Source organism: Crossiella sp. NPDC003009, assembly GCF_053591555.1.
In genome coordinates this window covers 58040-80516 of sequence record NZ_JBSFUA010000038.1, presented here as the reverse complement: position 1 = coordinate 80516, position 22477 = coordinate 58040, and the positions used below count along the sequence as shown (strand labels likewise).

Below are 22477 nucleotides of genomic sequence, written 5' to 3'. Positions count from 1 at the left end.
ATGATCGAGTGCGACAACGGGGTACTTCGGGAGCGCCGGCGACCATCCGCGATGTCGCGCGCCAGGCGCAGGTGTCGGTGGCCACGGTCTCGCGGGCGCTGAGCGCGCCGAACCTGGTGCGGGAGCAGACCAGGGAACGGGTGCTCACCGCCGCCGCGGAGCTGGGCTACCAGCCCAACCGCGCCGCGCGCGGACTGATCACCGGGCGCACCGGCAACCTGGGCATCGTGGTGCCCGACCTGGACAACCCGTTCTTCACCGGGATGCTCAAGGCGGTGCAGGCCGCGGCGGTGCAGGCCGACTACTCGGTGTTCGTGGCCGACAGTGACGAGGACCCGGCGCTGGAGGAGAAGCTGGTCCGCACCATGGCCCAGCAGGTCGACGGGCTGATCGTGTGCGCGCCCGGCCTGACCGACGAGCCACTGCTGGAGGTCGCGGCCAAGTCCAGCCTGGTGCTGGTCAACCGCCTGTTGCCGGAGGTGCCCGCCGCACTGATGAACGCCGCCGGCGGCATCGCCCAACTCATCGCGCACCTGGCCGAGCTGGGCCACCGGCGGGTCGTCTTCCTCAGCGGACCGGACACCTCCTGGTCCAACCGCCAGCGCCGCAAGGGCCTGCGCGCCGCGGCCCCCCAGCACGGCCTGACCGTGACCGAACTCGGCCCGTTCCCGCCCCGCTACGAGGGCGGGGTCGCCGCCGCCGAGGAGGCACTGCGCGCCGAGCCCACCGCGATCATCGCCTACAACGACGTGATGGCCCTCGGTGTGCTCTCCCGGCTGCGCGAGAAGGGCGTCCGGGTGCCCGAGGACATCAGCCTGACCGGCTTCGACGACCTGGTCTTCGCCGGGCTGTGCGATCCGGCGATGACCACGGTGGCCATGCCGGTGCGCGAGGCGGGACGGCTCGCGGTGGAGCTGCTGCTGGCCGGTCCCGGCGAGGACGGCGAGGCTCCGGTGCGCCAGGAATGGCTGGACACCAAGCTGGTCGTGCGCGCCACCACCGCCGCGCCGCGCTGACCAGGTCAGCGACAGCCGGCGCCGAGCGGCCCGCGCCGCATCCTGCGCAGGAAGAACACGATCCGCGTCGTCCTGACCAGCGGGATCTCGCCCCGCTCCGACTCGCGTCGCCGGATTCGAACACCCATCGCACGGCCTCCACAGCGCCTGGACGCGGGCTCCTGGACACCCCCAGGTGCTCCAGGAACCCGCGTCGAAAGGGGGCCCTTCCGTCATCTCTTGCGACACCGAGTCTGCCGGGATGGGCCTGTGGGCAGAACCAGGTGCGCCGTCAGTCGCGATGGAGGTTTTCCGCCATTGCGGTGTAGGGGGGCCTTCCTGGCGGGCGGGCTGGGCAGGCCGCAGAATGAGCGGGTGACGGGGAAGGACACGCCCTTGCGGCTGGTGGCTGCCGCTGGGGCGTTGAGCCTGGCGGTCACGATTCCGGTGACACTGTTCCTGCTGCCCGCGCGGCTGACCCTGTCCTGGGCGCTGACCGCGGTGCTGCCCTGTTACGCGGCGGGCCTGCTGGTGTGGCGGGCCGCCCCCCACCACCCGGTGGCGCGGCTGCTGCTGGTCTTCGGCTCGCTGCTGGCGGTCGGGCTGGCCACCAACTACCCGCTGCACTTCCTCACCTCGGACGCGGACTGGGCCTCACCGGGCTTCTGGATGTGGTTCGGCGCGATCGGCAACGAGGCCCTCGAGTTCGTCTTCAACATCCTGATCATCTACCTGGTCGCGCTGCTGCCCGACGGCCGCTTCCGGCACCGCTACGAGCGCGTGCTGCTGCGCCCGCTGTGGTTCCTGCTGCCGGTGCCGCTGTTCGTGGCGGCCAGCGGGCTGCCCATCTCCTCGATGTACCTGTGGTCGCAGAAACCCTTCGCCTGGCTGCACGTCGGCGCCGGGATCATGCTGCTGGTCCGCTGCGTGCTGGCCAGGCGCGCGGGCACGCCCCAGCCGTGGCTGCTCTCGCTGGCCGTGCTGACCACGGTGATCATGCTGGCCCGTGCGGTGCTGCTGGTGACCCGGTCCTGGCGGGTGGACGTGGACACCGGCTGGCTGTACGTCATCGGCCGCCTGATCGGCACCCTGCCGTACTCGCTGATCCCGGTGGTCGTGGTGGTCGCCGCGCTGCGCAGACGACTGCTCGGCGTGGACCTCGTCGTGCCGCGCTCGGTGGTCTACGGCCTGCTGTGGCTGGTCATCGGCGGCTGGTACCTGGGCACCGCGACCATGCTGGGCTGGACCGCGGGCCAGTACCTGCCGGTCGGGCTGGTCGCGCTGGTCACGGCCGCGGCGATGCTGCTGTTCCAGCCACTGCGCGAGCAGCTCAACCAGGCCGCCGCGCGCCGGGTCTACGGGCCGAGGCTGACCGGGTTCGAGCTGCTGGTGCAGTTCGGCACCACCCTGGAGCACGCCTACGACCTGCCGAGGCTGGCCCCGCACCTGGCGCGCAGCCTGCAGAGCGGGCTGAACCTGAAGTGGGCGCGGGTCGAGCTGGGCAGGCCAGGTGACCCCGGCAGTCCGCCGGTGGTCAGCGTGGCCGGCACGGTGACCGAGGAGCAGGCGACCCGCTTTCCCTTGCGGCACGCCGAGGAACAGCTCGGTGTGCTGGAGTACGGGCCGAAGGTGGAGGGCCGGTTCACTCCGGAGGACCACGACCTGGTGGAGACCCTGGCCAGGCAGGCCGCACTGGCCGTGCACAACGCCAACCTGGCCGGGGAGCTGGGTGAGCGGGTCGAGCAGGTGTCCAGGCAGGCCAAGGAGCTGGAGGCCTCCCGGACCCGGATCGTGCAGGCCCAGGACACCGAGCGGCGGCGGATCGAACGGCAGCTGCACGACGGCATCCAGCAGGAGCTGGTCGCGCTGGTGGCCAAGCTGGCGCTGGCCCGCAACCAGCTCAAACGCGGCGGCGAGGCGGCCGAGGGCACGCTGACCGAGGTGCGCGAGGACGCCTACCGGGTGATCGACGAGCTGCGCGAGCTGGCGCACGGCATCCACCCGCCGGTGCTCACCGACCAGGGCCTGATCGCCGCGGTCACCTCGCGGGCCCGGCGGCTGCCGATCCCGGTGACCGTGGACTGCCCGCCCGAGCTGCGCGCGGCCCGCTTCGGCATCGACGTGGAGGAGTCGGCCTTCTTCCTGGTCTCCGAGGCGCTGACCAACGTGCTCAAACACGCCGAGGCCACCGCGGTGACCATCCACTTCGGACTCCAAGACGGCGAGCTGGTGGTGTCCGTGCACGACGACGGCCGCGGTTTCCGGGACGGTCGCGGCGGACTGGGGCTGACCGGGATGCGCGACCGGGCCGAAGCGGTCGGTGGCAGACTGCGGATCGCCAGCTCCCCCGGCGCGGGCACCACCATCACCGCCCGGCTGCCGGCCACCGCCCGACCTGAGTCCACTGTGGACTGCCGTATCGAGATCGTGGAGAAGACCGCTGATGCCTGAACCGCTGCGGATCGTCATCGCCGAGGACCACTACCTGGTGCGCGAGGGCACCAGGCGGCTGCTGGAGGACAGCGGCGAGGTGCGGGTGGTCGCGGCGGTCGGCACCGCGGCGGAGCTGCTGGACGCGGTCCCCCGGTTCAAGCCGGCCGCGGTGATCACCGACATCCGGATGCCGCCGGGCCACCACACCGAGGGCATCACCGCCGCGCACCAGATCCGCAGCCAGCACCCCGACATCGGCGTGGTGGTGCTCTCCCAGCACGCCAACGAGCAGTACGCCTTCGCCCTGTTCCAGCACGGCACCGACGGCCTGGCCTACCTGCTCAAGGAACGCATCGGCGAGGTCGACGAGCTGCTGCGGGCCCTGCACGAGGTCCGCTCCGGCCGCTCGGTGATCGACCCGCGGATCGTGGAGGTGCTGCTGGGCAGCAGGGCCAAGGCCGCCGACGCGCCGCTGACCCGGCTGAGCCCGCGCGAGCTGGAAGTGTTGCGGCACATGGCCCAGGGCAAGACCAACCGGGCCATCGCCGAGCACCTCACGCTGTCGGAGTCGACCATCGAGAAGCACGTCAACTCCACCTTCGCCAAGCTCGGCCTGGCCGAGGAGCCGCAGGTGCACCGGCGGGTCAGCGCGGTGCTGACCTACCTGCGGCACGCCTGAGTACGCCCTTGGTCGTACCGGCCGCGCCAGCCCGCCGACCTGTGGCGGACGACGGCCACCGGCGCTGGTTCCTAGCCTCAGCGCCATGATTGAGTTCATCGGGCTCACCAAGCGCTACCGCGGCGCCACCGCCGTGGACGGGCTGACCTGCACGGTGCGGCCGGGCCGGGTCACCGGCTTCCTCGGCCCCAACGGCGCGGGCAAGTCCACCACCCTGCGGATGCTGCTCGGCCTGAGCAAGCCCAGCAGCGGCAGCGCCACCGTCGACGGCCGCCGCTACCCCGGCCTGCCGGATCCGCTGCGCCGCCTCGGCGCGCTGCTGGAGGCCACCCCGGCGCACCCGGAACGCACCGCCCGGCAGCACCTGCGCGCCCTGGCCCAGACCCACGGCCTGCCCGGCGCCCGGGTCGGCCAGGTGCTCGCCCTTGCCGGGCTCGGCTCGGCGGCCGACCGGCGAGCCGGTGGGTTCTCCCTCGGCATGCGGCAGCGGCTGGGCATCGCGGGCGCGCTGCTCGGCGATCCGGCCGCGGTGGTGCTGGACGAGCCGACCAACGGCCTCGACCCCGACGGCGTGCGCTGGCTGCGCCTGCTGCTGCGGGAGCTGGCCGCGCAGGGCCGCACCGTGCTGGTCTCCAGCCACCTGCTCAGCGAGATGGCGCTGACCGCGCAGCACCTGCTGGTCATCGGCAAGGGGCGGCTGCTGGCCGACGCGCCGATCGCCGAGCTGACCGCCGCGGACGGCTCGCTGGAACCCGCCTACCTGGAGCTGACCAGGGACGCCGTCGAGTTCGGGGAGACCAGGTGATCACCTTCGGCCGGGTGGCGCACGCGGAGTGGACCAAGCTTCTCGCCACCCGCTCCACCTGGCTGGTGCTGCTGGGGCTGCCGGTGGCGCTGACCGGGCTGGCCGCGCTGATCGGCTGGCAAAACCGGTTCCGTCCGGCCACCGTGGCCGAGGCGGTGGGCGGTGGGTTCCTGGTGTACGCCTTGGCCATCGGCATCTTCGGCGTGCTGGGCATGGCCGGGGAGCACAGCTCGGGCCTGCTCCGCACCACCCTGCTCGCGGTGCCCGCGCGGCTGCCGGTGTTGTGGGCCAAGGCGGTGGTGCTGGTGGCGGTGACCACGCCGGTGCTGCTCCTGGGGTACCTGGCCGGTTTCCTGGCGCACCAGGCGTTCGCGACCGCCCCGATCTCCCTCGGTGACCCCGGGGTGCTGCTCGCCATCGCCGGGGCGGCGGAGGCCACCGTGCTGGCCGCGCTGTTCGGCCTGGCCGTGGGCACGCTGGTGCGGAACCTGGCCGGTGCGATCGGGGTGTTCGTGCTCGGGCTGGTGGTCCTGCCGCAAGCGCTGCTCGGCTCGCTGCCCGCCGGGCTCCAGGACGCCGTGCTGCCCTATCTGCCCACCCTCGCGCTGCAGGCCATGTTCAGCGCGGGCGAGGGCCCGCTGCCCTCGCCCGGCTGGGGCGCGGCGGTGGCGCTGGGCTGGGCCATACTCCTGCTGGGGTGCGGTGGCGCGGTGCTGTGCCGTCGCGAGCTGTGACCGAGGGGAGGGAGTCCATGAACCGGCAGCGGCCGCACGACGCCGGACTGGCCGCGCTGGCCGCGGCGCTGGTGCTGCCGGTGACCCTCGGCGGCGACGCCGCGCCCGGCGTGCTCGAACCCGGCACCGGCGTGCACAACCTGGGCTGGCTGTTCTTCGCCGCCGTGCACCTGCCGCTGGTGTGGCGGCGACGGGCGCCGGTGCCGGTGTTCTGGCTGGTGGCCGCGCTCGCCCTGGGCTGCTACCTGACCGGGTACACCGGGGTGTTCCTGGTGTCCGCGCCGTTGTTCGCGCTCTACGCGGTGGCCCGGCACACCACAGCCCGGCGGCTGTGGCCTGCGGTGGCGGTGTTCGCGCTGCTGGTGGGCTGGGCCTGGCTGGCGGGCGGACCGCCGGCCCAGGTGCTCATCGGCGTACTCTCCACCCTGGCCGCCACCGCGCTGCTCGGCCTCAGCCAGCGGCTGCGCCAGGACCACCAGCGGCAACAGCTGGCGCACCGGGCCCGCGCCGCGGCCATCGCCGAGCGGACCCGGATCGCCAGGGAGGTGCACGACATCGTCGCGCACAACCTGGCCGTGATGGTCGCCCTCGCCGACGGCGCGGCCGCCGACCCGGCCAACGCCAAGGACCTCCTGGCCAAGACCTCGGCCACCGGACGGGCCGCGCTGGCCGACATGCGCCGCCTGGTCGGCCTGCTCCGCGAAGACGAGCAACCCCTTGCCCCGCAACCGGGTCTGGCCGATCTCGACGACCTGGCCGAGCAGTTCCGGGTGGCCGGACTGCCGGTGGAGCTGCGCCGGGAAGCCTTGCCGGACAACGAGGATCCCGGCCTCGGCCTGCTCGTCCACCGGATCACCCAGGAGGCGCTGACCAACACGCTCAAACACGCCGGACCGGGCGCGCGCGCCCAGGTCCGGTTGCGGCACAAGGACAACACGCTCGAACTCACCGTCGCCGACAACGGGACCGGGCAGCCGGGCGAGGGCGGGCACGGGCTGGCCGGGATCACCGAACGCGCCGCGGCCTATGGTGGTGCGGTCAGCGCCGGGCCCGCGGCGGGGGGCGGCTGGCTGGTCCGCGCGCGGGTGCCCTGGGAGGTCTGATGGTCGGCGTGCTGCTGGTGGACGACCAACCGTTGCTGCGCCTGGGTTTCCGCTCCGTGCTCAGCCCGGAACCCGGCCTCGAGGTGCTCGGCGAGGCAGGCACCGGACCGGAGGCGATCGCCCTGACCAGGGCGCTGCGCCCGGACGTGGTGCTGATGGACGTGCGCATGCCCGGCATGGACGGCATCGAGGCCACCCGGCGGATCGTGGCCGAGAGCGCCGCGGCCAAGGTGCTCGTGCTGACCACCTTCGACCTGGACGAGTACGTCTACGGCGCACTGCGCGCCGGGGCTTCCGGCTTCCTGCTCAAGGACGCCATGCCGGCCGAACTGGTGCACGGGATCCGGGTGGTCGCCGCCGGGGAGTCCGCACTGGCCCCCGCGGTCACCCGGCGGCTGATCGAGCGGTTCGCCGACCACCTGCCCCTGCCGGAACGGGCCAACCCGCTCGACCGGCTGCCCGACCCGCTCACCACCCGCGAGCAGGAGGTGCTGCGCGCGCTGGCCAAGGGACTGTCCAACCGGGAGATCGGCGCGCGCATGCACCTGTCCGAGCTCACCGTCAAGGTCCACGTGGGCCGCATCCTGACCAAGCTCGGCCTGCGCGACCGCGCCCAGGTGATCGTCTTCGCCTACGAGCACGGCATCGTCCGCCCCGGCCGCGAATAGGCGTGCCCGGCCAGGCTCCCCCGCCTACAGTCCCCACCGTGTCGAACCGCGAACTGATCGTCCTGGGCACCGCCAGCCAGGTGCCCACCCGGCAGCGCAACCACAACGGCTACCTGCTGCGCTGGGACGACCAGGGCTTCCTGTTCGACCCCGGTGAGGGCACCCAGCGGCAGATGGTCCACAGTGGAGTCCCGGCCAGCTCGATCACCCGGCTGTGCCTGACCCACTTCCACGGCGACCACTGCCTGGGCGTGCCCGGCATCGTGCAGCGGCTGTCCCTGGACAAGGTCGCGCACCCGGTGCACGCGCACTACCCGGCCTCCGGCGCGGACTACTTCCACCGGCTGCGCTACGCCACCTCCTTCTTCGAGACCGCCGACCTGCGCGAGGAACCCGTGCACGCCGACGGGGTGATCGCCACCGGCTCCTTCGGCACCCTGGAGGCTCGGCGGCTGGCACACCCGGTGGAGGCCTTCGGCTACCGGCTGGTCGAGGCGGACTCGTTGCGCATGCTGCCCGCGGAGCTGGCCGCGGCCGGGGTGCGCGGGCCGCTGGTGCGGCAGCTGCGCCGGGACGGGCACCTCGACCTCGACGGCCGCCGGATCGAGCTCGGCCAGGTCAGCGTGCCCAGACCGGGGCAGAAGTTCGCCTTCATCATGGACACCCGGCTCTGCCCGAACGTCTTCGAGCTGGCCAGCGGGGTGGACCTGCTGGTCATCGAGTCCACCTTCCTGGACAGCGAGGCCGAGCTGGCCGCCCAGGTCGGGCACCTCACCGCGGGCCAGGCCGGGCTGGTCGCGGCCGAGTGCGGGGTGCGCACACTGGTGCTCACCCACTTCTCCCAGCGCTACCCCGACCTGGAGGCCTTCCGTGCCGAGGCGGCCCGGCACTTCGACGGCGAACTGGTGGTCGCCGCCGATCTCGACCGGATCGCGGTTCCCCCGCGGCGGTAGCGCATGATTCGCTGATGCACGTGCAGGACGTTGTGGTCGTCGGCGGCGGACCGGCCGGGTTCGCGCTCGCCGGCGCCTGTGCGCGGCTGGGCCTGCGCACCACCGTGCTCGATCCCGCGCCGGGCCGGCCCTGGCGGCAGACCTACGCGGCCTGGACCGACGAGCTGCCCATCGACCTGCCCGGCTCGGTGGTGCGCAGCTGCCCGGAGCGCACGGTCGCCATCGCCGAGACCCGGCACGAGCTGACCCGCCGCTACGCGCTGCTGGACAACGCCGCCCTGCGCGAGCACCTGCGGCACCCGGAGCTGACCGTGCGGCAGGGCTCGGCGGTCACCGTCGCGCACACCTGCGACGGCAGCCTGGTCCAGCTCACCGACGGGCAGGCGCTGGCCGCCCGGCTGGTGGTGGACGCCACCGGCGACCGGCGCGCCCTCTGCGGCGGACGCCCCCGGCGGCCCGCGGCCGAGCAGACCGCCTACGGGGTGCTGCTGCCCAGCGAGCAGGTCGCCGAGCTGGTGCCGCCGGGCGAGTCGGTGTTCATGGACTGGCGGCACGCCAGCAACGGGCCCTCGGACTGGCCGACCTTCCTCTACGCCCAGCCGATGGGTGACGGCCGCACCCTGCTGGAGGAGACCTCGCTGGCCCGGCGGCCGGGGCTGGGCTACCCGGAGCTGCGCCGCAAGCTCGCCGACCGGCTCGGCGCGTACGGGATCTCCTTGTCCGGCAACGAGACCCAGGAACGCGTCCGGTTCAGAGTGGACGATCCGCCGCCCAGGGTGCGCGACCTGCTGCCCTTCGGCGCGGCCGCCGGGCTGGTGCACCCGGCCACCGGGTTCAGCGTGGCCGCCGCGCTCGCGCTGGCGCCCAGGGTGGCCGAGGCCGTGCACGCCGCGCTGCCCGCCGGAGCCCCCGCCGCGGTGGCCGCCGGGTGGCGGGTGCTGTGGTCGCCCTCGGCCAAGGCGGTGCACGCGCTGCGCCGCAGCGGGCTGCGGGTGCTGCTCGCGCTGCCCGCCGGTGACCTGCCGCGGTTCTTCGAGCTGTTCTTCGCCATGTCCGAGGCCGAGCAGGCGCACTACCTCTCCGGCCGGGAGGACGTGCGCGGCACCGCGCTGGCCATGGCCGGGCTGTTCCGGCACGCGCCGTGGGCCACCCGCACCCGGATGGCGTTTCTTGGCCGCTTGTGAGCACCTTTGCGCGTCCTACCGGCCGGTTGTGAGACGAAGCGACACAGACTCCGTGAACTTGTGGTGAACGACCTCGTCGGAGAGTGATTTACCGGGCACGATCTGCGCTGTGCCCACGCTGCTGGACCAAGTGCATGTCGCCTTCCAGCCGCTGGTCAATACCAACACCGGCGGTGTGGTCGCGGTCGAGGCGCTAGCCCGGCCGCTCCGGGGTCACGTGCACGACCTGTTCCGGACGGCCGCTGAAGCCGGTCGTCTCACCGACCTCGACATCGAACTGGCCGTGCTCGCGGTGCAGTTCGCCTCCGAACACGAGACGCTGCTGCCCCTGCACCTCAACATCCTGGCCGACACCGTGGTGGAGGACCCGGCCGGGATGGAGGCGCTCTTCGGCGCGCTGCGCGCCACCGGCCGCCGCCCGCGCGAGGTGATCCTGGAGATCGGCGACCCGATCTCGCACCTGGATCGCGCCCTGCTGCTGGAACGGCTCCGGCGGCTGCGCACCATCGGCTTCCTGGTCGCCCTCGACGGCATCGGCGGCGGCGACATCCCACTGACCTTCCTGCTGGACGTGCAGCCCAACCTGGTCAAGCTGGACCGGGCGGTGCTGGCCGGACTGCCGGAGGACACCCGCAAACAGGCCCTGCTGGAAGGGCTGGCGCACACCTGCACGCAGGCGGGCGCCACCGTGATCGCGCAGGGCGTGGAGACCAGGGAACAGCTCCAGGCGGTGCGCGCGGCAGGCATCCACCTGGTGCAAGGCGACCTGATCGCCCCGCCCAGCCGCCGCCCCAACACCAGGGTCACCCTCTCCGCCGCGCTCAACGAGCTCTCCGACGTGGGCGCGGTGCAGCTGCCGGTGGCCACCGCGGGCCCCAGGGTCACCGACTACCTGTGCCCGGCCACCATGCTGGCCCAGGACGCCACCGCCGACGCCGCCCGCAAGATCTTCGCCGACCGCCCCGACATCACCAGCATCGTCCTGGTCGACGAGGAAGAACGTCCACAGTGGACGATCGACCGAAACCGGTTCCTGCTCGCCGTCACCGGCCCCTACGGCCACGCGCTGCACGCCAAGCGCGCGGCCTCCCGGCTGGCCGACGAGCCGAGGGCGGTAGGCACCGACGCTACCGCGATGGAGGCGCTGAACCTGATGTCCGGCGGCTCCTCCGACCGGATGTACGACGACCTGGTGGTGCTCGACGAGGGCGGCCACTGCCTTGGCGTGGTCCGGCTGTCCGACCTCTTCCGCGGCATGGCCGAGATGAAGGTCGAGCACGCCGCCGCGCTCAACCCGCTGACCAGGCTGCCCGGCAGCGACGCGATCGCCAGGGACCTGAGCCAGCGCATCGCCACCGGCCAGATCTTCGCCGTCACCTGGCTGGACGTGGACAGCTTCAAATGGGTCAACGACAACGCCGGTTTCGCCGCGGGCGACGACCTGATCCGGCACCTGGGCCGCGGCCTCACCGACGTCGCCGCCGCCCTGCGGCACGCCTGCGTCGGCCACATCGGCGGTGACGACTTCCTGGTGGTCTGCGAGCTGGACGACCTGGTCCGCCTGGCCAGCGCGGTGCTGGACCCGGACCGGCGGGTGCACGGGCGCTCGATCACGGTGTCCATGGCCACCCTGGTGTGCGCCGCGGGCAGCGTGCACGACCACCGGGAGACCTCCCGGCTGCTCGCGCCGCTGAAGCAGCAAGCCAAGTCACTGCGCGGATCCAGCTGGGTGCTCGGGCGGCCGGGATCCAGCCGCACGGACGTGCTGCGCGGCCAGCCCCCGGCGCCCGCACCGGCCATGCAACGCACTGGTTGAGCTAATTCCGGCATCCCACCGCGATCTTCGTGTACCGTGGTGGGTGCCGGGAGTTCAGACTCCCCTTCTTCACGTCATCCGCGCCGTGCCGACGTACGCCCATTCCGGGGCCGTGGCCAGGGAGCGCGGGACAGATCGGAAACACACATGGCACTTCAGCAGACTTTGTTCAGCCACCCCGCCGGGGACCAGCCGCAGATCGTGGCGCAGCGGACCGCCGCCACCACCTGGGCGCACGATGCCCTGTTCCACGAGCCCGAGGGCCTCAGCGCGGACCACGAGTACGCCAACTGACCGGCTACTTCAGCAGCACCTCCGCGCCCACCGGCCGATAGCCCGCGGCGAGCACAGCTCGCAGTGAGGCCGCGTTGCCGGGCGCGACCTGTGCCCACACCGGCACATCTTGCGGAGCCAGCGCTCGGGCCGCGGCGAACAACGCCCGCCCGAGCCCTTTGCCCCGGAACTCCGGGTCCACCTCGGCCGCGACCTCCCAGCGGCCGCCAACACCGCGTCCGAGCAGCACCAGCCCGCCAGGGCAGGTCCAGACCCGGATGTCGGTGCGGAAGTCCTCGGCCCGCCGCACCCGTTCGTGGGTGCGGTCGTCGGCCGGGGTCAGGCCCAACCCGGGCGCGACCGCCGGACCCGTGGCCACCAGCACCGCGTCGATGTTGTTGACCTCGCGGCCGGTGGCGGCGCACAGCGCGGTCAGGAACGGCGGGTTCAGCGGCGCGGACAGGTCATCGACCGGCAACCGCGCCCGCACCCACTCCTCGGGCACATCGGCCACCACCACGTGGTGCGCGGTGAAGGCCAGCACCGCGGGCGTCGCCTCCGCGCCCTGCGGCAGCACGCTCACCCCACCGTCGGCGGGCGGCGGATCACCCTCGGCGGCCCGCCGCAACAGCTCACTCAGCGCCGCATCGCTCACCGGGCCATTCAACCCGGCAGCGGCACGGCCTGGCCGGTGACCCTGATCCGCGGGTCCGCCGGGTCGATCTCCACCACCAGCAGGCTCGGCCTGCCCATGTCCTCGCCCTGCCGGATGGTCAGCAGCGCCGGGCGGTCCAGGTTCGGCCGCAGGTAGCCGCCGAGCGCGGCCGCGGCCGCCCCGGTGGCCGGGTCCTCCACCACGCCACCGACCGGGAACGGGTTGCGGGAGTGGATGGTTCCGTCCGGGTCGAAGTACACCAGCTGGAGGGTGGTCCAGTTCTCCTGCCGCATCAGCCCGGCCAGCGGGCCGAACTCATACGACAGGTTGGCCAGGCGCTTGCGGGTGCGGGTGGCCAGCACCAGGTGGTGACCGCCGCCGAAGGCGACCACCGGCGGGTGGCCGGGGTCGAGGTCCCTGGGATGCCAGTTCAGGTAGGTCAGCACCTCGGTGAGCACGGCGGGCGCGACCGGGGTGAAGCTGGTGGGCACGCTGGTCAGGGTCGCGCTGGCGACCCCGTCGGTGATCCGGGTGTGCACCGGGATCACCCCGGCCGGGGTGCTGAAGACGTAGTCCCCCGCGCCGTGCCGCTCGGTCAGCGCGGCCGCGGTGGCCACCGTCGCGTGCCCGCAGAAGGCCACTTCGGCCAGCGGGCTGAAGTAGCGGAGCACGGCCTGCCGGGGATCGGGGCCGGGCAGCACGAACGCGGTCTCGGAGTAGCCGATCTCGGCGGCCACGGCCTGCATCCGGTCGTCGGTCCAGCCGGTGGCGTCCAGCACGACCCCGGCGGGGTTGCCGCCCGCCGGGTCGGCGGTGAAGGCGGTGTAGCGCAACACGTCTGTGGTCATGGCACCAAGCCTCGTCCCGGTTCGTCATGCTGTCCAACGATCGTTTCTCATTGTGCCGATCGAGTTCCGCGATAGTCTGGCGGGGTGGACACCCGGCTGCTGCACACCTTCCTCTCGTTGAGCCGCAACGGGAACTTCACCAGCACCGCCGCCGAGCTGCACCTGGCCCAGTCCACCGTCACCGTGCAGATCCGCACCCTGGAGAAACAGCTCGGCGCGCGCCTGTTCGATCGCCTGCCCGGCGGGGCCGAACTCACCGCGGCCGGCCGCCGCCTGCTCCGCCCCGCCGAGGACCTCCTCGCCGCCGAGGCCGCCCTGCACACCGCCGCGGGCGCCGACGGCCCGCCCAGCGGCGAGGTCACCCTGGCCGCCACCGAGTCCCTGTGCGCCTACCGGCTGCCCGAGCTGATCACCGCTCTGCGCGTGGACCAGCCCCGCATCGAGCTGCACCTGATCCCGGCCGGCACCGCCCTCGGCGGCAGGCTGCTGCACACCGGCCGCGCCCAGCTCGCCCTGGTCCTGGACGCCACCCCCGAACCCGACCTGGCCGCCGAACCCCTCGGCCAGGAACCATTGAGCCTGGTGTGCGCGCCGGAGCACCGGCTGGCCGGGCGCAGGCCGCGCTGGTCCCAGCTGGCCAGGGAGAGCTTCTTCCTGCTGGAGCCCGGCTGCTTCTACAGCGACCGGCTGGCGCACCGGCTGCTCGCGGTCCCGGACGCCCAGCCCCGGCTGACCCGCTTCGGCAGCATCGAGGCCGCCAGGGCCTGCGTGGCCGGCGGACTGGGCCTTGGCCTGTTCCCCACCGCCGCGGTGCGCGAGCTGGTCGAGCAGGGCCGCCTGGCCGAGCTGCCGCTGCCCGCGCACACCGAGGCCCCGGTGCTGCTGACCTACGACCCGCGCCGCTCCCCCAGCCCCGCCACGCACGCGGTCGCCGCCGCCCTGCGCGCCCACTGGCGGCCCTGAACCGCCCCACGGGAGTCCCGGCGCACCAAGCCGCCCAGCCCCGCACCACCGCGAGTCCCAGCCGCACACGCCCGGCTCCTGCCGCACCACAGCCGATGCCAGCGCCACGGCCGCTCCCCAGCCCCCGCGGCCGGTCCCGGCGCGCCGCTGCCCCCCATCCCGCCCGCCGACGCCCTAGCCTGAACCGATGGGCGACCTGCCGCAGTGGCTGACCGCCGTGCCAATCGCGCACCGCGGCCTGCACGACCCCTCCGCCGGCATCCCGGAGAACTCGCTGCCCGCCTTCGAGTCCGCGATCCGCCAGGGCTTTCCCTGCGAGCTCGATGTGCGCTTCAGCTCCGACGGGCACCTGGTGGTCATCCACGACGCCGACCTGGCCCGGCTCACCGGCCTGCCCGGCCCGGTCAGTGGCCGCACCGCCGCCGAGCTCCGCGCGGTGCGACTGAGCGGCACCGAGCACGGCATCCCCCGGTTCGCCGACGTGCTGGACCTGGTCGACGGCCGGGTGCCGCTACTGGTGGAGACCAAGCACGCGCACCCGCTGGACGGCCGCGGCATCGAGGCCGCGCTGCTCGGGCACCTGCGGGCCTACCGGGGCGAGGTCGCGGTGCACTCCTTCGACCCGGTGGCGGTGTTCCGGCTGCGGCGGCTGGGCATCCGGTGCCCGCTCGGGCAGATCTCCGGGCTGCTGGCCAACGCCGACCCGGTCAGCCGAGCCCTCGGCCGCAGCCTGGTGACCAACTTCCTGACCAGGCCGGACTTCATCAGCTTCGAGGTGGCCGGGCTGCCGTCCAGGGCCGCCGCCTACTGGCGCGAGCGGGGACGGCCGGTGCTCGCCTGGCCGGTCGGTTCGGCCGCTCAGGCGAGAAGGGCTCACGAATCGGCCGACAACATCATATTCTCCGGGTTCGTCCCCTCCAGTGAGCACTGACCCAGGGCGGTACCGGTGGCAAACAAGTCCGCGGCCAATCCCGACCACGGCGAGTACGGGCGGGTGGCCCGCCAGTATGTGATCGACCTGCGCGACCGCTACCGGTTCCGGTCCCGGTGGAACCGCAGGTTCTTCCGGTTCTCCGGCATCCTGGTCACGGTGCTGAGCATCAGCCTGCCGCTGATCACGGTGATCACCTTCCCGTACAAGAACCTCACCATCGCGGTGATCGGCGTGCTGATCGCGCTGTGCACCGGCCTGCACTCCTTCTACCAGTGGGACAAGAACTGGGGCCTGCTGCGCCGCAGCGACTTCAAGCTCACCGAGGCCTACTCGGCCTGGGAGCTGGAGATGCACCACGCACAGTCACTGGTGGACGGGCCGAACAAGGAACAGCGGCGTTACGACGCGACCAAGGCTCTGCTGGACAAGGCGAGCGTGATCCGCGGAAAAGAATCGGAGAGTTACTTCGACGCCCTCCAGTTCCCCCAAAAGCCTGGCCCTACCGGGGAAAAGAAGGCGGACGCTCAGTGACACATACCCGTAATCCGTCGGGTCTTTCCCCAACTTAACCCCCCGAAGGACTGAAAGGTTGCCCCCTTCGGTCTAGGCTGCGGGCCATGCATGAGGTTGCCGAGCTCGACTGTCACGAGCTGCTCCTCCGGCTGGCCGGCCGGTTGCCCGATGCCCAGCTGTGGCGATTCCGGGACTGGCTCGCCAGCGGAGCGCAGGTGGTGCTGGCCAGGTCGCTGCCGGCCAGCCTGCTGCAACACCGGATCGCCCTGACCGAACGCGAACACCGGCTGCTGTCGGACTCGCTCACCCCCTTCGGCGCGGACCGCGCGGCACTGGCCGCGATCACGGTCGTGGACGAGGTGGGGCGCAGCGGGCACAAGTTCAGCCTGGACCACCCCGAGTCCCCCACCGGCAGCGACGCGGTGTCGGTGGTGCTGGCCGCCTCGCTGCGCAGCCGGACCGGGGTGCGCGAGGTGCGTTGCACCTGGCGGCGCGGTCAGCGTCCCGGCGAGCCGAGCAAGCGGATCATCCTGGTCACCGCCGCCACCGAGCTGGCGGGACTGACCGGCGAGGTGCAGCGGGTGCTGCGCGCACTCGGCGAACACGAACCGTGCGTCGAGGTGCTGCCATCGGGCATGGAGCTTCCCGACTACCACCACGCGGCCTGGGAGGCCGCTGAGCTGGTGTGTGTCGGGGTCGAGGGAGGCGTGGCATGGACGGCATGACCCTGGCCGACCGGATCCACCAGCTGCTGCTGGAGCTGGCGGGCCGGATCGACGACGACGCGGTGCTGGCCGCCCGCGAGCACGCCGCGCTATTGGAGTACGAGCGCGCCACCGAGCTGATGCTCGGCTGCCTGCTCGCCGGGCGGATCTCCATCACCCCGGCCGAGCAGTACCGGCTGCGGCACATGCTCGGCGAGGTGCGCATCGACCCGGCGCTGGCCGACCAGGTGGTGGTCTCCGAGGTCCGCCTCGGCGACGGCCACCGCTTCAACAGCAGCAACGACCCGGTCCCCGGCCTGGAGCGGGTGCTCTCCGGCGTGCTGCGCAGGCTGCCCGCGCTGCGCTCGGTGTGGGGCACCTGGCGCACCACCCCGGCCGGCGCGGCCGCGGGCGCGGTGCCGCACCAGGTGCTGCTGATGGAGATCGGCCAGGAGGGCTTCCCCTCGGCCGTGGTCTACCAGCTGAACCGGGCGATGCAGCAGGCGGGCGTGCGGGCCTCGATCGAGGTCTTCCGCACCGGCGAGGAACTGCCCGAGTACCACGAGAAGGCGCTCGCGACCGCCCGTCGGATCGAGCTGCCCGGCTACGAGGCCGAAGCGGCCAGGGAGCGCCCGGTCTCCAGGCGCGCCCGGTCGGAACCTCCGCCGCCACCGCCGCCTGCTCCCTCACCCGAGGTCACCCAGGTGGTGGTCACCCCGGATCCGCCCGCGATGGCCGACACCGAGCTGTCCCCGCTGCCGCCGCGTTCCCGGCCGGACGAGGACCCGGTGGCCGCCACCACGGTGCACGCCATGGACCCCATCCCGGCCGACCCTGACCTGGACGCCCCGCTGCCCTCGCCCACCCTGCCCTCGCCCGCGCTGGCCGAGCTGCCCTCGCCGTCGGAACAGGTCACCAGCTCGGCCGAGGCCAAGCTGACCGACCGGGAACGCGGCCTGCTCCGCCAGCTGCACCAGGAACTGGCCGAACGCGAGCAGAAGCCCAAGGCGGGCAAGCCCGGCCCCTGGCAGGTCGCGGGCCCGACCCCGATGGAGATCACCGGCCCGAACGGCTTCGGCCAGGCCAACGGCCACCCCAAGCTCGGCCACTGACCCAGCTGTCGCGGCGGCCCCCAGCGGGTCGCCGCGACCCGGTCAGGCCCGCGCCAGGCAGAAGACCTCCTGCTCGCCCTCGCGCGGCGCGGGCACCCAGCGGCCGGCGTCCCAGCCGGGGAAGCTCCGGCAGAAGTCCTCGACCGCCGCGCGCTGACCGGGCACGCCGATCCCGGTCACCCGGAACCGGGCCGAGCGGTACCAGCAGGGCACCGGCCGGAAGTGCGAGTGCGCGTTGCCGTCGTAGTCCTTGTCCGAGGTGCCCACGCAGTCGTTGACCCGAGCGCTGGCCAGCCGCGGCGCGTTCTCCGGCGGCACCTCGAGCAGGGCGGGCTGGAGCAGGTACAGCCCGCCGACCAGGCAGGCGGCCAGCAGCACCAGCCAGAGGTCGCGCGGCGGACGCCATCGACGCCAGGGTGCGGAGGGCCCCTCGCTCATGACGCAAGGTTATCCCCCGGGCACCGCCTGTGCGGTCCCGCCCCGGTCAGGACCGGCCCGCACAGGCGATCAGCCGGTCAGCGCCACTCGAACACGCGGACGTAGTCCACGGTCAGCCGCTGCGGGAAGACGGTGCTGCCGTCGGGGTTGCCCGGCCAGTTCCCGCCCACCGCGAGGTTGAGGATCATGAAGAACGGGTGGTCGAACACCCACCGCCGCCCGCCGAGGTCCGCCGGGGTGCGGCGCTGGAACAGCTGGCCGTCGACGAACCACTTGATGTCGGTCGGCGACCACTCGATGGCGAAGGTGTGGAAGTTCTGCGAGTACGGCCGCCCATCCGGCGAGGCCTTGCTCGCGCCGATGCCCTGGGCGCCGGAGTAGCCGGGCCCGTGGATGGTGCCGTGCACGGTGTTGGGCTCGCGGCCGATGTTCTCCATGATGTCGATCTCGCCGCAGTCCGGCCACCGGGTGCCGGGGAAGTTGTTGCCCAGCATCCAGAACGCGGGCCAGATGCCCTGGCCGTAGGGCAGCTTCATCCTGGCCTCGAACCGCCCGTAGGCCCGCTCGAACTTGCCCTTGGTGAGCAGCCGGGCCGAGGTGTAGTCACAGGCCCTGCCGTTCCAGCACTGGCCGTGGGTCTCCCGGCGCGCGGTGATCACCAGGTTGCCCGCGCCGTCGGTGGCCGCGTTGGAAGTCCGGTCGGTGTAGTACTGCAGCTCGTTGTTGCCCCAGCCGTTGGCCTGGGCGTTGCCGATGTCGAAGTTCCACTTGTTCCGGTCCACCCCGCCGCCGTTGGGACCGTTGAACTCATCGCTCCACACCTGCGCCCAGGCGGCGGGCCCGGCAGTGGTGGGAACCGCGGGCGCGGAGACACCGACCGCGGCGAGGAGGGTGGCCAGCGCGACGGTGGCACGCAGCCGTCGGCTCGTCCTCGTTGACATGCAGCCTCCAGTTGAGGTCAGGGCACGCTCCCGAAGACTCCGAGAGAGCGCTCTCAACATGACGGCGGACCACAATGCAAACCGTTGGGCCACTCCGCTGTCAATCCGTCGACCGTCTGGCGCAGCCGGATGGCCGGACCCCGGCGCCCGCCGTTCCCTCTGGCAGAGGGTGGACAGACGGTTGATACTGGGTGAATGCATCGTGGTCCGGACCTGCCGCCGCCGTCGGAGCCCATCGACGTCGACGTCTACCAGCACCGCTGGCCGACCGCCGTGGAGAAAGCGGAGCTGTACGACGGAGTGCTGATCTTCCAGGGCCTCTTCGACGAGCGCGACGTGCAGATCGCCGCGCGCGCCTACCCCGGCCGCCGGGTGGTGCTCGGCAGCGACAACTGCCTTGAGGTGCACCCGGCGAACTGAGCCGCGACTCAGCTCCCGCCTTGACTGAACGGACGAAGCAGCTTCGCCACGGCGACCATGCCGTAGCGGTCCGCCAGCAGGTCCAGGAGCTCCGGCACTGTCCGCCGTGGACCGGCTCGACCGGACCGGGCGGCGATGTGCCCGAGCGCGGCGACGGCGGCGACCGGCCGCAGCGCCACGGCGTCCGCGGCGAACTCCGCCGGCGACCGCACCTGGATGCCGGACGGCACCGCAGCGGCCGGGAAGTCCCGGAAGTTGTGCGTGACAACGGCTCCCGCGCCCGCGACCACCGCGGCGGCGAGCACGTGTTCGTCATCCGGGTCGGGCAAACCGTAGGTGCCTTCCAGGCCCTCCCAGCCACTGATCTCCGCGTCGTCGAACGCCTGCCGCATCTCCGAGACCAGCCGACCGGCCCGGCGAGCCGCGTCCGCGGGCGCAGCCCCTCGAACGATGAGCTTGCGCTCCTCGCAGTACTCCAGCTCGGCGAGGATCACCGCGCTCCACACCGGCCGGTACGTGCCCTCGACCGCGAGCGAGAGCAGGAAGTCCCGCTGCAAACTGGGCCAGAGCACACAGGTGTCCAAGAGGGCGGCAAACACGGTGTGATCGTCCCACGACTCTCGGTGACGTTCACGCCTGCCCGCGTCGCCGCCTGCCGACCTCACGACGGGCCGCGCGCAGCCTGAGCAAGGACGCCTCAACGTCCTCGTCCTCATCCACCGCGGTGGCCTCCAGCGCGGCGTACTGGGCAGCCCGACGACGTTCGCGGTAGTCGATCAAGTCGCGCAGCAGCACGCGGCGATGGCTGCCAACCCGCTCGAACGGGATCTCACCGCCGTCCAGCAACCTGATCACGGTAGGCCTGCTCACCCCGAGCAGTTCCGCGGCCTGCTGGGTGGTGAGCGTGGTCGAGACCGGGCTCACCGACACCGCGAGGCCGCTCTGCAACGCCTCGGCCACCTTCAGCAGCACCTGGTAAAGCTCAGCGGGCAGCTCGACCCGGTCACCCGGCGCGGCGCCGCTGAGGAAGCACGACGGCCGTTCGCGTTCCACCGTCACGTGCGCCAGCAGGAAGTCGCGAACATCCGCGACCCGCCTACGCCCTTCGACCGGCGGCAGGTAGGTCTCCTGCTGCGAAGTCACAGTCATCGCCACCTCCTAATCGAACAAAACGTAACACATGTCGTTTCGTTCGACTACCACTCCCCTTCCCCGCCGACCCGGCGAACTGAGCCGCGACTCAGCCGAGCGGGAACCGGTACACCCGGGACTCGCGCGGCTGGAAACCCAGCCGTTCGTAGAGCCGGTTGGCCGCGCCGCGGGACGGGCGGGAGGTCAGGTCCACGCTCCGGGCGCCGGCCTCGCGCGCGATGCGCAGCGCCTCCTCGGTCAGCGCCGCGCCGACCCGCTGACCGCGCGCGGCCTCGTCGACCACGACGTCCTCGATGCGCGCCCGCAGGCCGGAGGGAACCGGGAACATCACCAGCGTCAGCGTGCCCACGATCCTGCCGCCGCCGCGCGCCAGCAGGACCGTGTTGGCCTCACACGTTGCCAGGCGGACCAGCGCCGCATGGTCGAGCGGCGTGGCCGAGGTGGACAACTGCGGCAGGAGGCGGTCGAACGCCTCCCGCACCTCGTCCGTGACCTCGCCCAGCACCTCAACGCTGACACTCACGCCACGCAGACTACTGATCACCCCGCGACGGAGGGATCTCCCGCCACCGCCACCGATCGCTAGCCCGCGAAGAACCGGAGCAGTTCGGCCACCAGCCGCTCCGGCTGCTCCTCCGGCACGTAGTGCCCGCACTCCGGGATCTCCACCAGCTCGTACTCGACAGCCTGCGCCGGCAGCGCACGCACGGTGGCGTAGTGGTACCCCTGCGCACCACCGATGCCGAGTACCGGGGTGGTCAGCTTCGGGTAGCCGTGGTTGTCCGCGATGTCCTGCCGCCAGCTCTGGTACCAGCCGTTGCCCGCGGTGACGCGTCCCGGCCGGTCGTAGGCGCGGGCGTAGACGGTGCGGGCGTGGTCGTCGATCTTGTCCTGGTCCAGCAGCATGGCCTGGTAGAGCCAGTCGATGACGTGCCGGGAGCGGCCGCGGACGAGCTGTTCGGGCAGGCCGTGCAGGTGGTTGAAGGCGAACCACCACGGGTGCACGCGGTCGGGGTGCGGCGGCAGCATCGGGATCTCGTTGAGGCTTTCGTCCGGGTGTGGCACGTCGATGAGCGCGATCCGGCTGACGGTCTCCGGGTGGTTGGCGGCCAGGCTGTGCGCGACCATCGCGCCGATGTCGTGCCCGGCCACGGCCGCGTGCTCGAAGCCGAGGTGGCGGATCAGCTCGTGGATGTCGCGGGCCATCGTCTTCTTGTCGTAGCCGTCCTCGGCGATGGCCGAGCCGCCCATGCCGCGCAGGTCGACCGCGATCACCCGGTGCCGCTCGGCCAGCGCGGGCATGACTTTGCGGAACTGCCACCAGGTCTGCGGCCAGCCGGGCAGCAGCACCAGCGGGCTGCCCTGGCCGCCGTGCACGTAGTGCAGGCGGGTGCCGTTGACCTCGGCGTGCGCGCTGCGGAACTCCCCCGGCAGCGAGGCGGCAAGGGCGATGTCGGTGAACTGATCGGTCACAGGAGTCTCCATTTTTCAGAATGAGCGTTCCAATAAAAGGGCAGTACAAGACCGGCCCGAGCCAGGGCCGGTCAGTCGAGCAACGAGAGGGCCTGCGCGGCGGCGTCGGCCAGGCGGCGCGGGTCGGGCGTCTTGGCGATCACCCTGATGCCCTGCAGGAAGGTGACCAGGAACCGGGCCAGCGCCCTGGGATCCCGGTCCGCGGCCAGCTCGCCCTGGTCCTGGGCGCGGATCAGCGCGCCGGTGAGCACCCGCTCCAGGCCGTCCAGGCTGAGCTCGACGCGGCGCCCGGCCGCCGGGTCGCCGGGCAGCAGCTCCACCGCCGTGTTGGTGACCAGGCAGCCGCGTCGTTCCTGGTCCCGCAAGGAGTCCTGGACGTAGCGCCGCACCACGCCGCGCACCTCGGGCAGCACCGGACCGGCCTTGGACAGTCCACTGAGGATGATCGCGTCGGTGTCCTCGGCGTAGCGGTCCAGCGCGCGCAGGTACAGCTCGTGCTTGCCACCGAAGGTGGCGTAGATGCTGGCCCGGTTGACGCCGATGTGGTCGACGAGGTCCTGCATGGAGGTGGCCTCGTAGCCCTGCCGCCAGAACAGTTCCATCGCGGCCCGCAGCGCCACGTCCGGGTCGAACTCCTTGGTCCTGCCCATGGTCAGAACCGTAGCAGATTCCAGAACGCTT

Annotated in this window: 25 protein-coding genes and 1 pseudogene; 17 read left to right on the top strand and 9 right to left on the bottom strand. The window is 72.5% G+C overall.

Going from position 1 to position 22477, the window contains the following annotated elements; translation table 11 throughout:
• Positions 1 to 8 precede the first annotated feature (8 nt).
• The 11 genes and pseudogenes from ACWDY5_RS30825 (at position 9) to ACWDY5_RS30775 (ending at position 11664) form a co-directional block, all read left to right on the top strand.
• Positions 9 to 1016: a LacI family DNA-binding transcriptional regulator gene (locus ACWDY5_RS30825; protein WP_449725647.1), complete on the top strand. Its 1008-nt coding sequence runs from the start codon at positions 9 to 11 to the stop codon at positions 1014 to 1016.
• Between the two features lie 354 nt (positions 1017 to 1370).
• On the top strand, positions 1371 to 3446 hold the full coding sequence (locus ACWDY5_RS30820; RefSeq protein ID WP_449725646.1) for an ATP-binding protein: 2076 nt from the start codon (positions 1371 to 1373) through the stop codon (positions 3444 to 3446).
• On the top strand, positions 3439 to 4107 hold the full coding sequence (locus ACWDY5_RS30815) for a response regulator transcription factor (RefSeq protein ID WP_283664883.1): 669 nt from the start codon (positions 3439 to 3441) through the stop codon (positions 4105 to 4107). The genes ACWDY5_RS30820 and ACWDY5_RS30815 overlap by 8 nt, the downstream gene beginning before the upstream one ends.
• A gap of 85 nt (positions 4108 to 4192) precedes the next feature.
• Positions 4193 to 4846 (top strand): annotated as a pseudogene (locus ACWDY5_RS30810) (ABC transporter ATP-binding protein); the annotation flags it as partial.
• A gap of 62 nt (positions 4847 to 4908) precedes the next feature.
• The gene (locus tag ACWDY5_RS30805; protein ID WP_449725645.1) at positions 4909 to 5646 is read left to right on the top strand and encodes a hypothetical protein; all 738 of its coding nucleotides are present in this window, start codon (positions 4909 to 4911) and stop codon (positions 5644 to 5646) included.
• Between the two features lie 17 nt (positions 5647 to 5663).
• Positions 5664 to 6749: a sensor histidine kinase gene (locus ACWDY5_RS30800; protein WP_449725644.1), complete on the top strand. Its 1086-nt coding sequence runs from the start codon at positions 5664 to 5666 to the stop codon at positions 6747 to 6749.
• The gene (locus ACWDY5_RS30795; protein WP_449725643.1) at positions 6749 to 7417 is read left to right on the top strand and encodes a response regulator; all 669 of its coding nucleotides are present in this window, start codon (positions 6749 to 6751) and stop codon (positions 7415 to 7417) included. The genes ACWDY5_RS30800 and ACWDY5_RS30795 overlap by 1 nt, the downstream gene beginning before the upstream one ends.
• 38 nt (positions 7418 to 7455) lie before the next feature.
• Complete coding sequence (locus tag ACWDY5_RS30790; protein ID WP_449725642.1) at positions 7456 to 8370, top strand: ribonuclease Z; 915 nt, start codon at positions 7456 to 7458, stop codon at positions 8368 to 8370.
• 14 nt (positions 8371 to 8384) lie between these two features.
• The gene (locus tag ACWDY5_RS30785; protein WP_449725641.1) at positions 8385 to 9554 is read left to right on the top strand and encodes a lycopene cyclase family protein; all 1170 of its coding nucleotides are present in this window, start codon (positions 8385 to 8387) and stop codon (positions 9552 to 9554) included.
• Positions 9555 to 9663: 109 nt separating this feature from the next.
• Positions 9664 to 11370 carry an EAL domain-containing protein gene (locus ACWDY5_RS30780; protein ID WP_449725640.1) on the top strand — a complete coding sequence of 569 codons (1707 nt, stop codon included), beginning with the start codon at positions 9664 to 9666 and terminating at the stop codon, positions 11368 to 11370.
• Positions 11371 to 11517: 147 nt separating this feature from the next.
• A complete protein-coding gene (locus ACWDY5_RS30775) occupies positions 11518 to 11664 on the top strand; it encodes a hypothetical protein (RefSeq protein ID WP_252482684.1) in 147 nt (48 codons plus the stop codon).
• Positions 11665 to 11668: 4 nt separating this feature from the next.
• On the opposite strand, the gene ACWDY5_RS30770 is transcribed toward ACWDY5_RS30775, so the two are convergent.
• Together ACWDY5_RS30770 and ACWDY5_RS30765 are read right to left on the bottom strand one after the other, a co-directional pair.
• On the bottom strand, positions 11669 to 12298 hold the full coding sequence (locus ACWDY5_RS30770; RefSeq protein WP_449725639.1) for a GNAT family N-acetyltransferase: 630 nt from the start codon (positions 12296 to 12298) through the stop codon (positions 11669 to 11671).
• A gap of 8 nt (positions 12299 to 12306) precedes the next feature.
• A complete protein-coding gene (locus tag ACWDY5_RS30765; RefSeq protein ID WP_449725638.1) occupies positions 12307 to 13146 on the bottom strand; it encodes a PhzF family phenazine biosynthesis protein in 840 nt (279 codons plus the stop codon).
• An 84-nt stretch (positions 13147 to 13230) separates the two neighbouring features.
• Between ACWDY5_RS30765 and ACWDY5_RS30760 the strand changes: the two genes are divergently transcribed.
• From ACWDY5_RS30760 to ACWDY5_RS30740, 5 genes are all read left to right on the top strand, one after another.
• Positions 13231 to 14109, top strand: coding sequence for a LysR family transcriptional regulator (locus ACWDY5_RS30760; RefSeq protein ID WP_449725637.1), 879 nt, complete (start codon positions 13231 to 13233; stop codon positions 14107 to 14109).
• A gap of 187 nt (positions 14110 to 14296) precedes the next feature.
• Positions 14297 to 15040, top strand: coding sequence for a glycerophosphodiester phosphodiesterase family protein (locus ACWDY5_RS30755; RefSeq protein ID WP_449725636.1), 744 nt, complete (start codon positions 14297 to 14299; stop codon positions 15038 to 15040).
• 15 nt (positions 15041 to 15055) lie between these two features.
• On the top strand, positions 15056 to 15574 hold the full coding sequence (locus ACWDY5_RS30750; protein WP_449725635.1) for a DUF4231 domain-containing protein: 519 nt from the start codon (positions 15056 to 15058) through the stop codon (positions 15572 to 15574).
• Positions 15575 to 15660: 86 nt separating this feature from the next.
• The gene (locus ACWDY5_RS30745; RefSeq protein WP_449725634.1) at positions 15661 to 16281 is read left to right on the top strand and encodes a hypothetical protein; all 621 of its coding nucleotides are present in this window, start codon (positions 15661 to 15663) and stop codon (positions 16279 to 16281) included.
• Positions 16269 to 17372, top strand: a complete 1104-nt coding sequence (locus tag ACWDY5_RS30740) for a hypothetical protein (RefSeq protein ID WP_449725633.1) — start codon at positions 16269 to 16271, stop codon at positions 17370 to 17372. The genes ACWDY5_RS30745 and ACWDY5_RS30740 overlap by 13 nt, the downstream gene beginning before the upstream one ends.
• A gap of 42 nt (positions 17373 to 17414) precedes the next feature.
• On the opposite strand, the gene ACWDY5_RS30735 is transcribed toward ACWDY5_RS30740, so the two are convergent.
• Positions 17415 to 17810 carry a hypothetical protein gene (locus tag ACWDY5_RS30735; protein ID WP_449725632.1) on the bottom strand — a complete coding sequence of 132 codons (396 nt, stop codon included), beginning with the start codon at positions 17808 to 17810 and terminating at the stop codon, positions 17415 to 17417.
• A 77-nt stretch (positions 17811 to 17887) separates the two neighbouring features.
• Entirely contained in the window at positions 17888 to 18751 is an 864-nt protein-coding gene (locus ACWDY5_RS30730) for a glycoside hydrolase family 16 protein (protein WP_449725631.1), read from the bottom strand.
• A gap of 195 nt (positions 18752 to 18946) precedes the next feature.
• Between ACWDY5_RS30730 and ACWDY5_RS30725 the strand changes: the two genes are divergently transcribed.
• Positions 18947 to 19171 carry a hypothetical protein gene (locus tag ACWDY5_RS30725; protein ID WP_252481725.1) on the top strand — a complete coding sequence of 75 codons (225 nt, stop codon included), beginning with the start codon at positions 18947 to 18949 and terminating at the stop codon, positions 19169 to 19171.
• A gap of 8 nt (positions 19172 to 19179) precedes the next feature.
• Here the strand turns inward: ACWDY5_RS30725 and ACWDY5_RS30720 are convergent, their stop codons facing one another.
• From ACWDY5_RS30720 to ACWDY5_RS30700, 5 genes are all read right to left on the bottom strand, one after another.
• Positions 19180 to 19770, bottom strand: coding sequence for a PIN domain-containing protein (locus ACWDY5_RS30720; protein ID WP_449725630.1), 591 nt, complete (start codon positions 19768 to 19770; stop codon positions 19180 to 19182).
• Positions 19771 to 19801: 31 nt separating this feature from the next.
• The gene (locus ACWDY5_RS30715) at positions 19802 to 20320 is read right to left on the bottom strand and encodes a helix-turn-helix domain-containing protein (protein WP_449725629.1); all 519 of its coding nucleotides are present in this window, start codon (positions 20318 to 20320) and stop codon (positions 19802 to 19804) included.
• A gap of 91 nt (positions 20321 to 20411) precedes the next feature.
• Positions 20412 to 20846: a GNAT family N-acetyltransferase gene (locus tag ACWDY5_RS30710; RefSeq protein WP_449725628.1), complete on the bottom strand. Its 435-nt coding sequence runs from the start codon at positions 20844 to 20846 to the stop codon at positions 20412 to 20414.
• Between the two features lie 59 nt (positions 20847 to 20905).
• Positions 20906 to 21796 carry an alpha/beta fold hydrolase gene (locus ACWDY5_RS30705; protein ID WP_449725627.1) on the bottom strand — a complete coding sequence of 297 codons (891 nt, stop codon included), beginning with the start codon at positions 21794 to 21796 and terminating at the stop codon, positions 20906 to 20908.
• Positions 21797 to 21867: 71 nt separating this feature from the next.
• On the bottom strand, positions 21868 to 22446 hold the full coding sequence (locus tag ACWDY5_RS30700; protein WP_449725626.1) for a TetR/AcrR family transcriptional regulator: 579 nt from the start codon (positions 22444 to 22446) through the stop codon (positions 21868 to 21870).
• Positions 22447 to 22477: the final 31 nt, after the last annotated feature.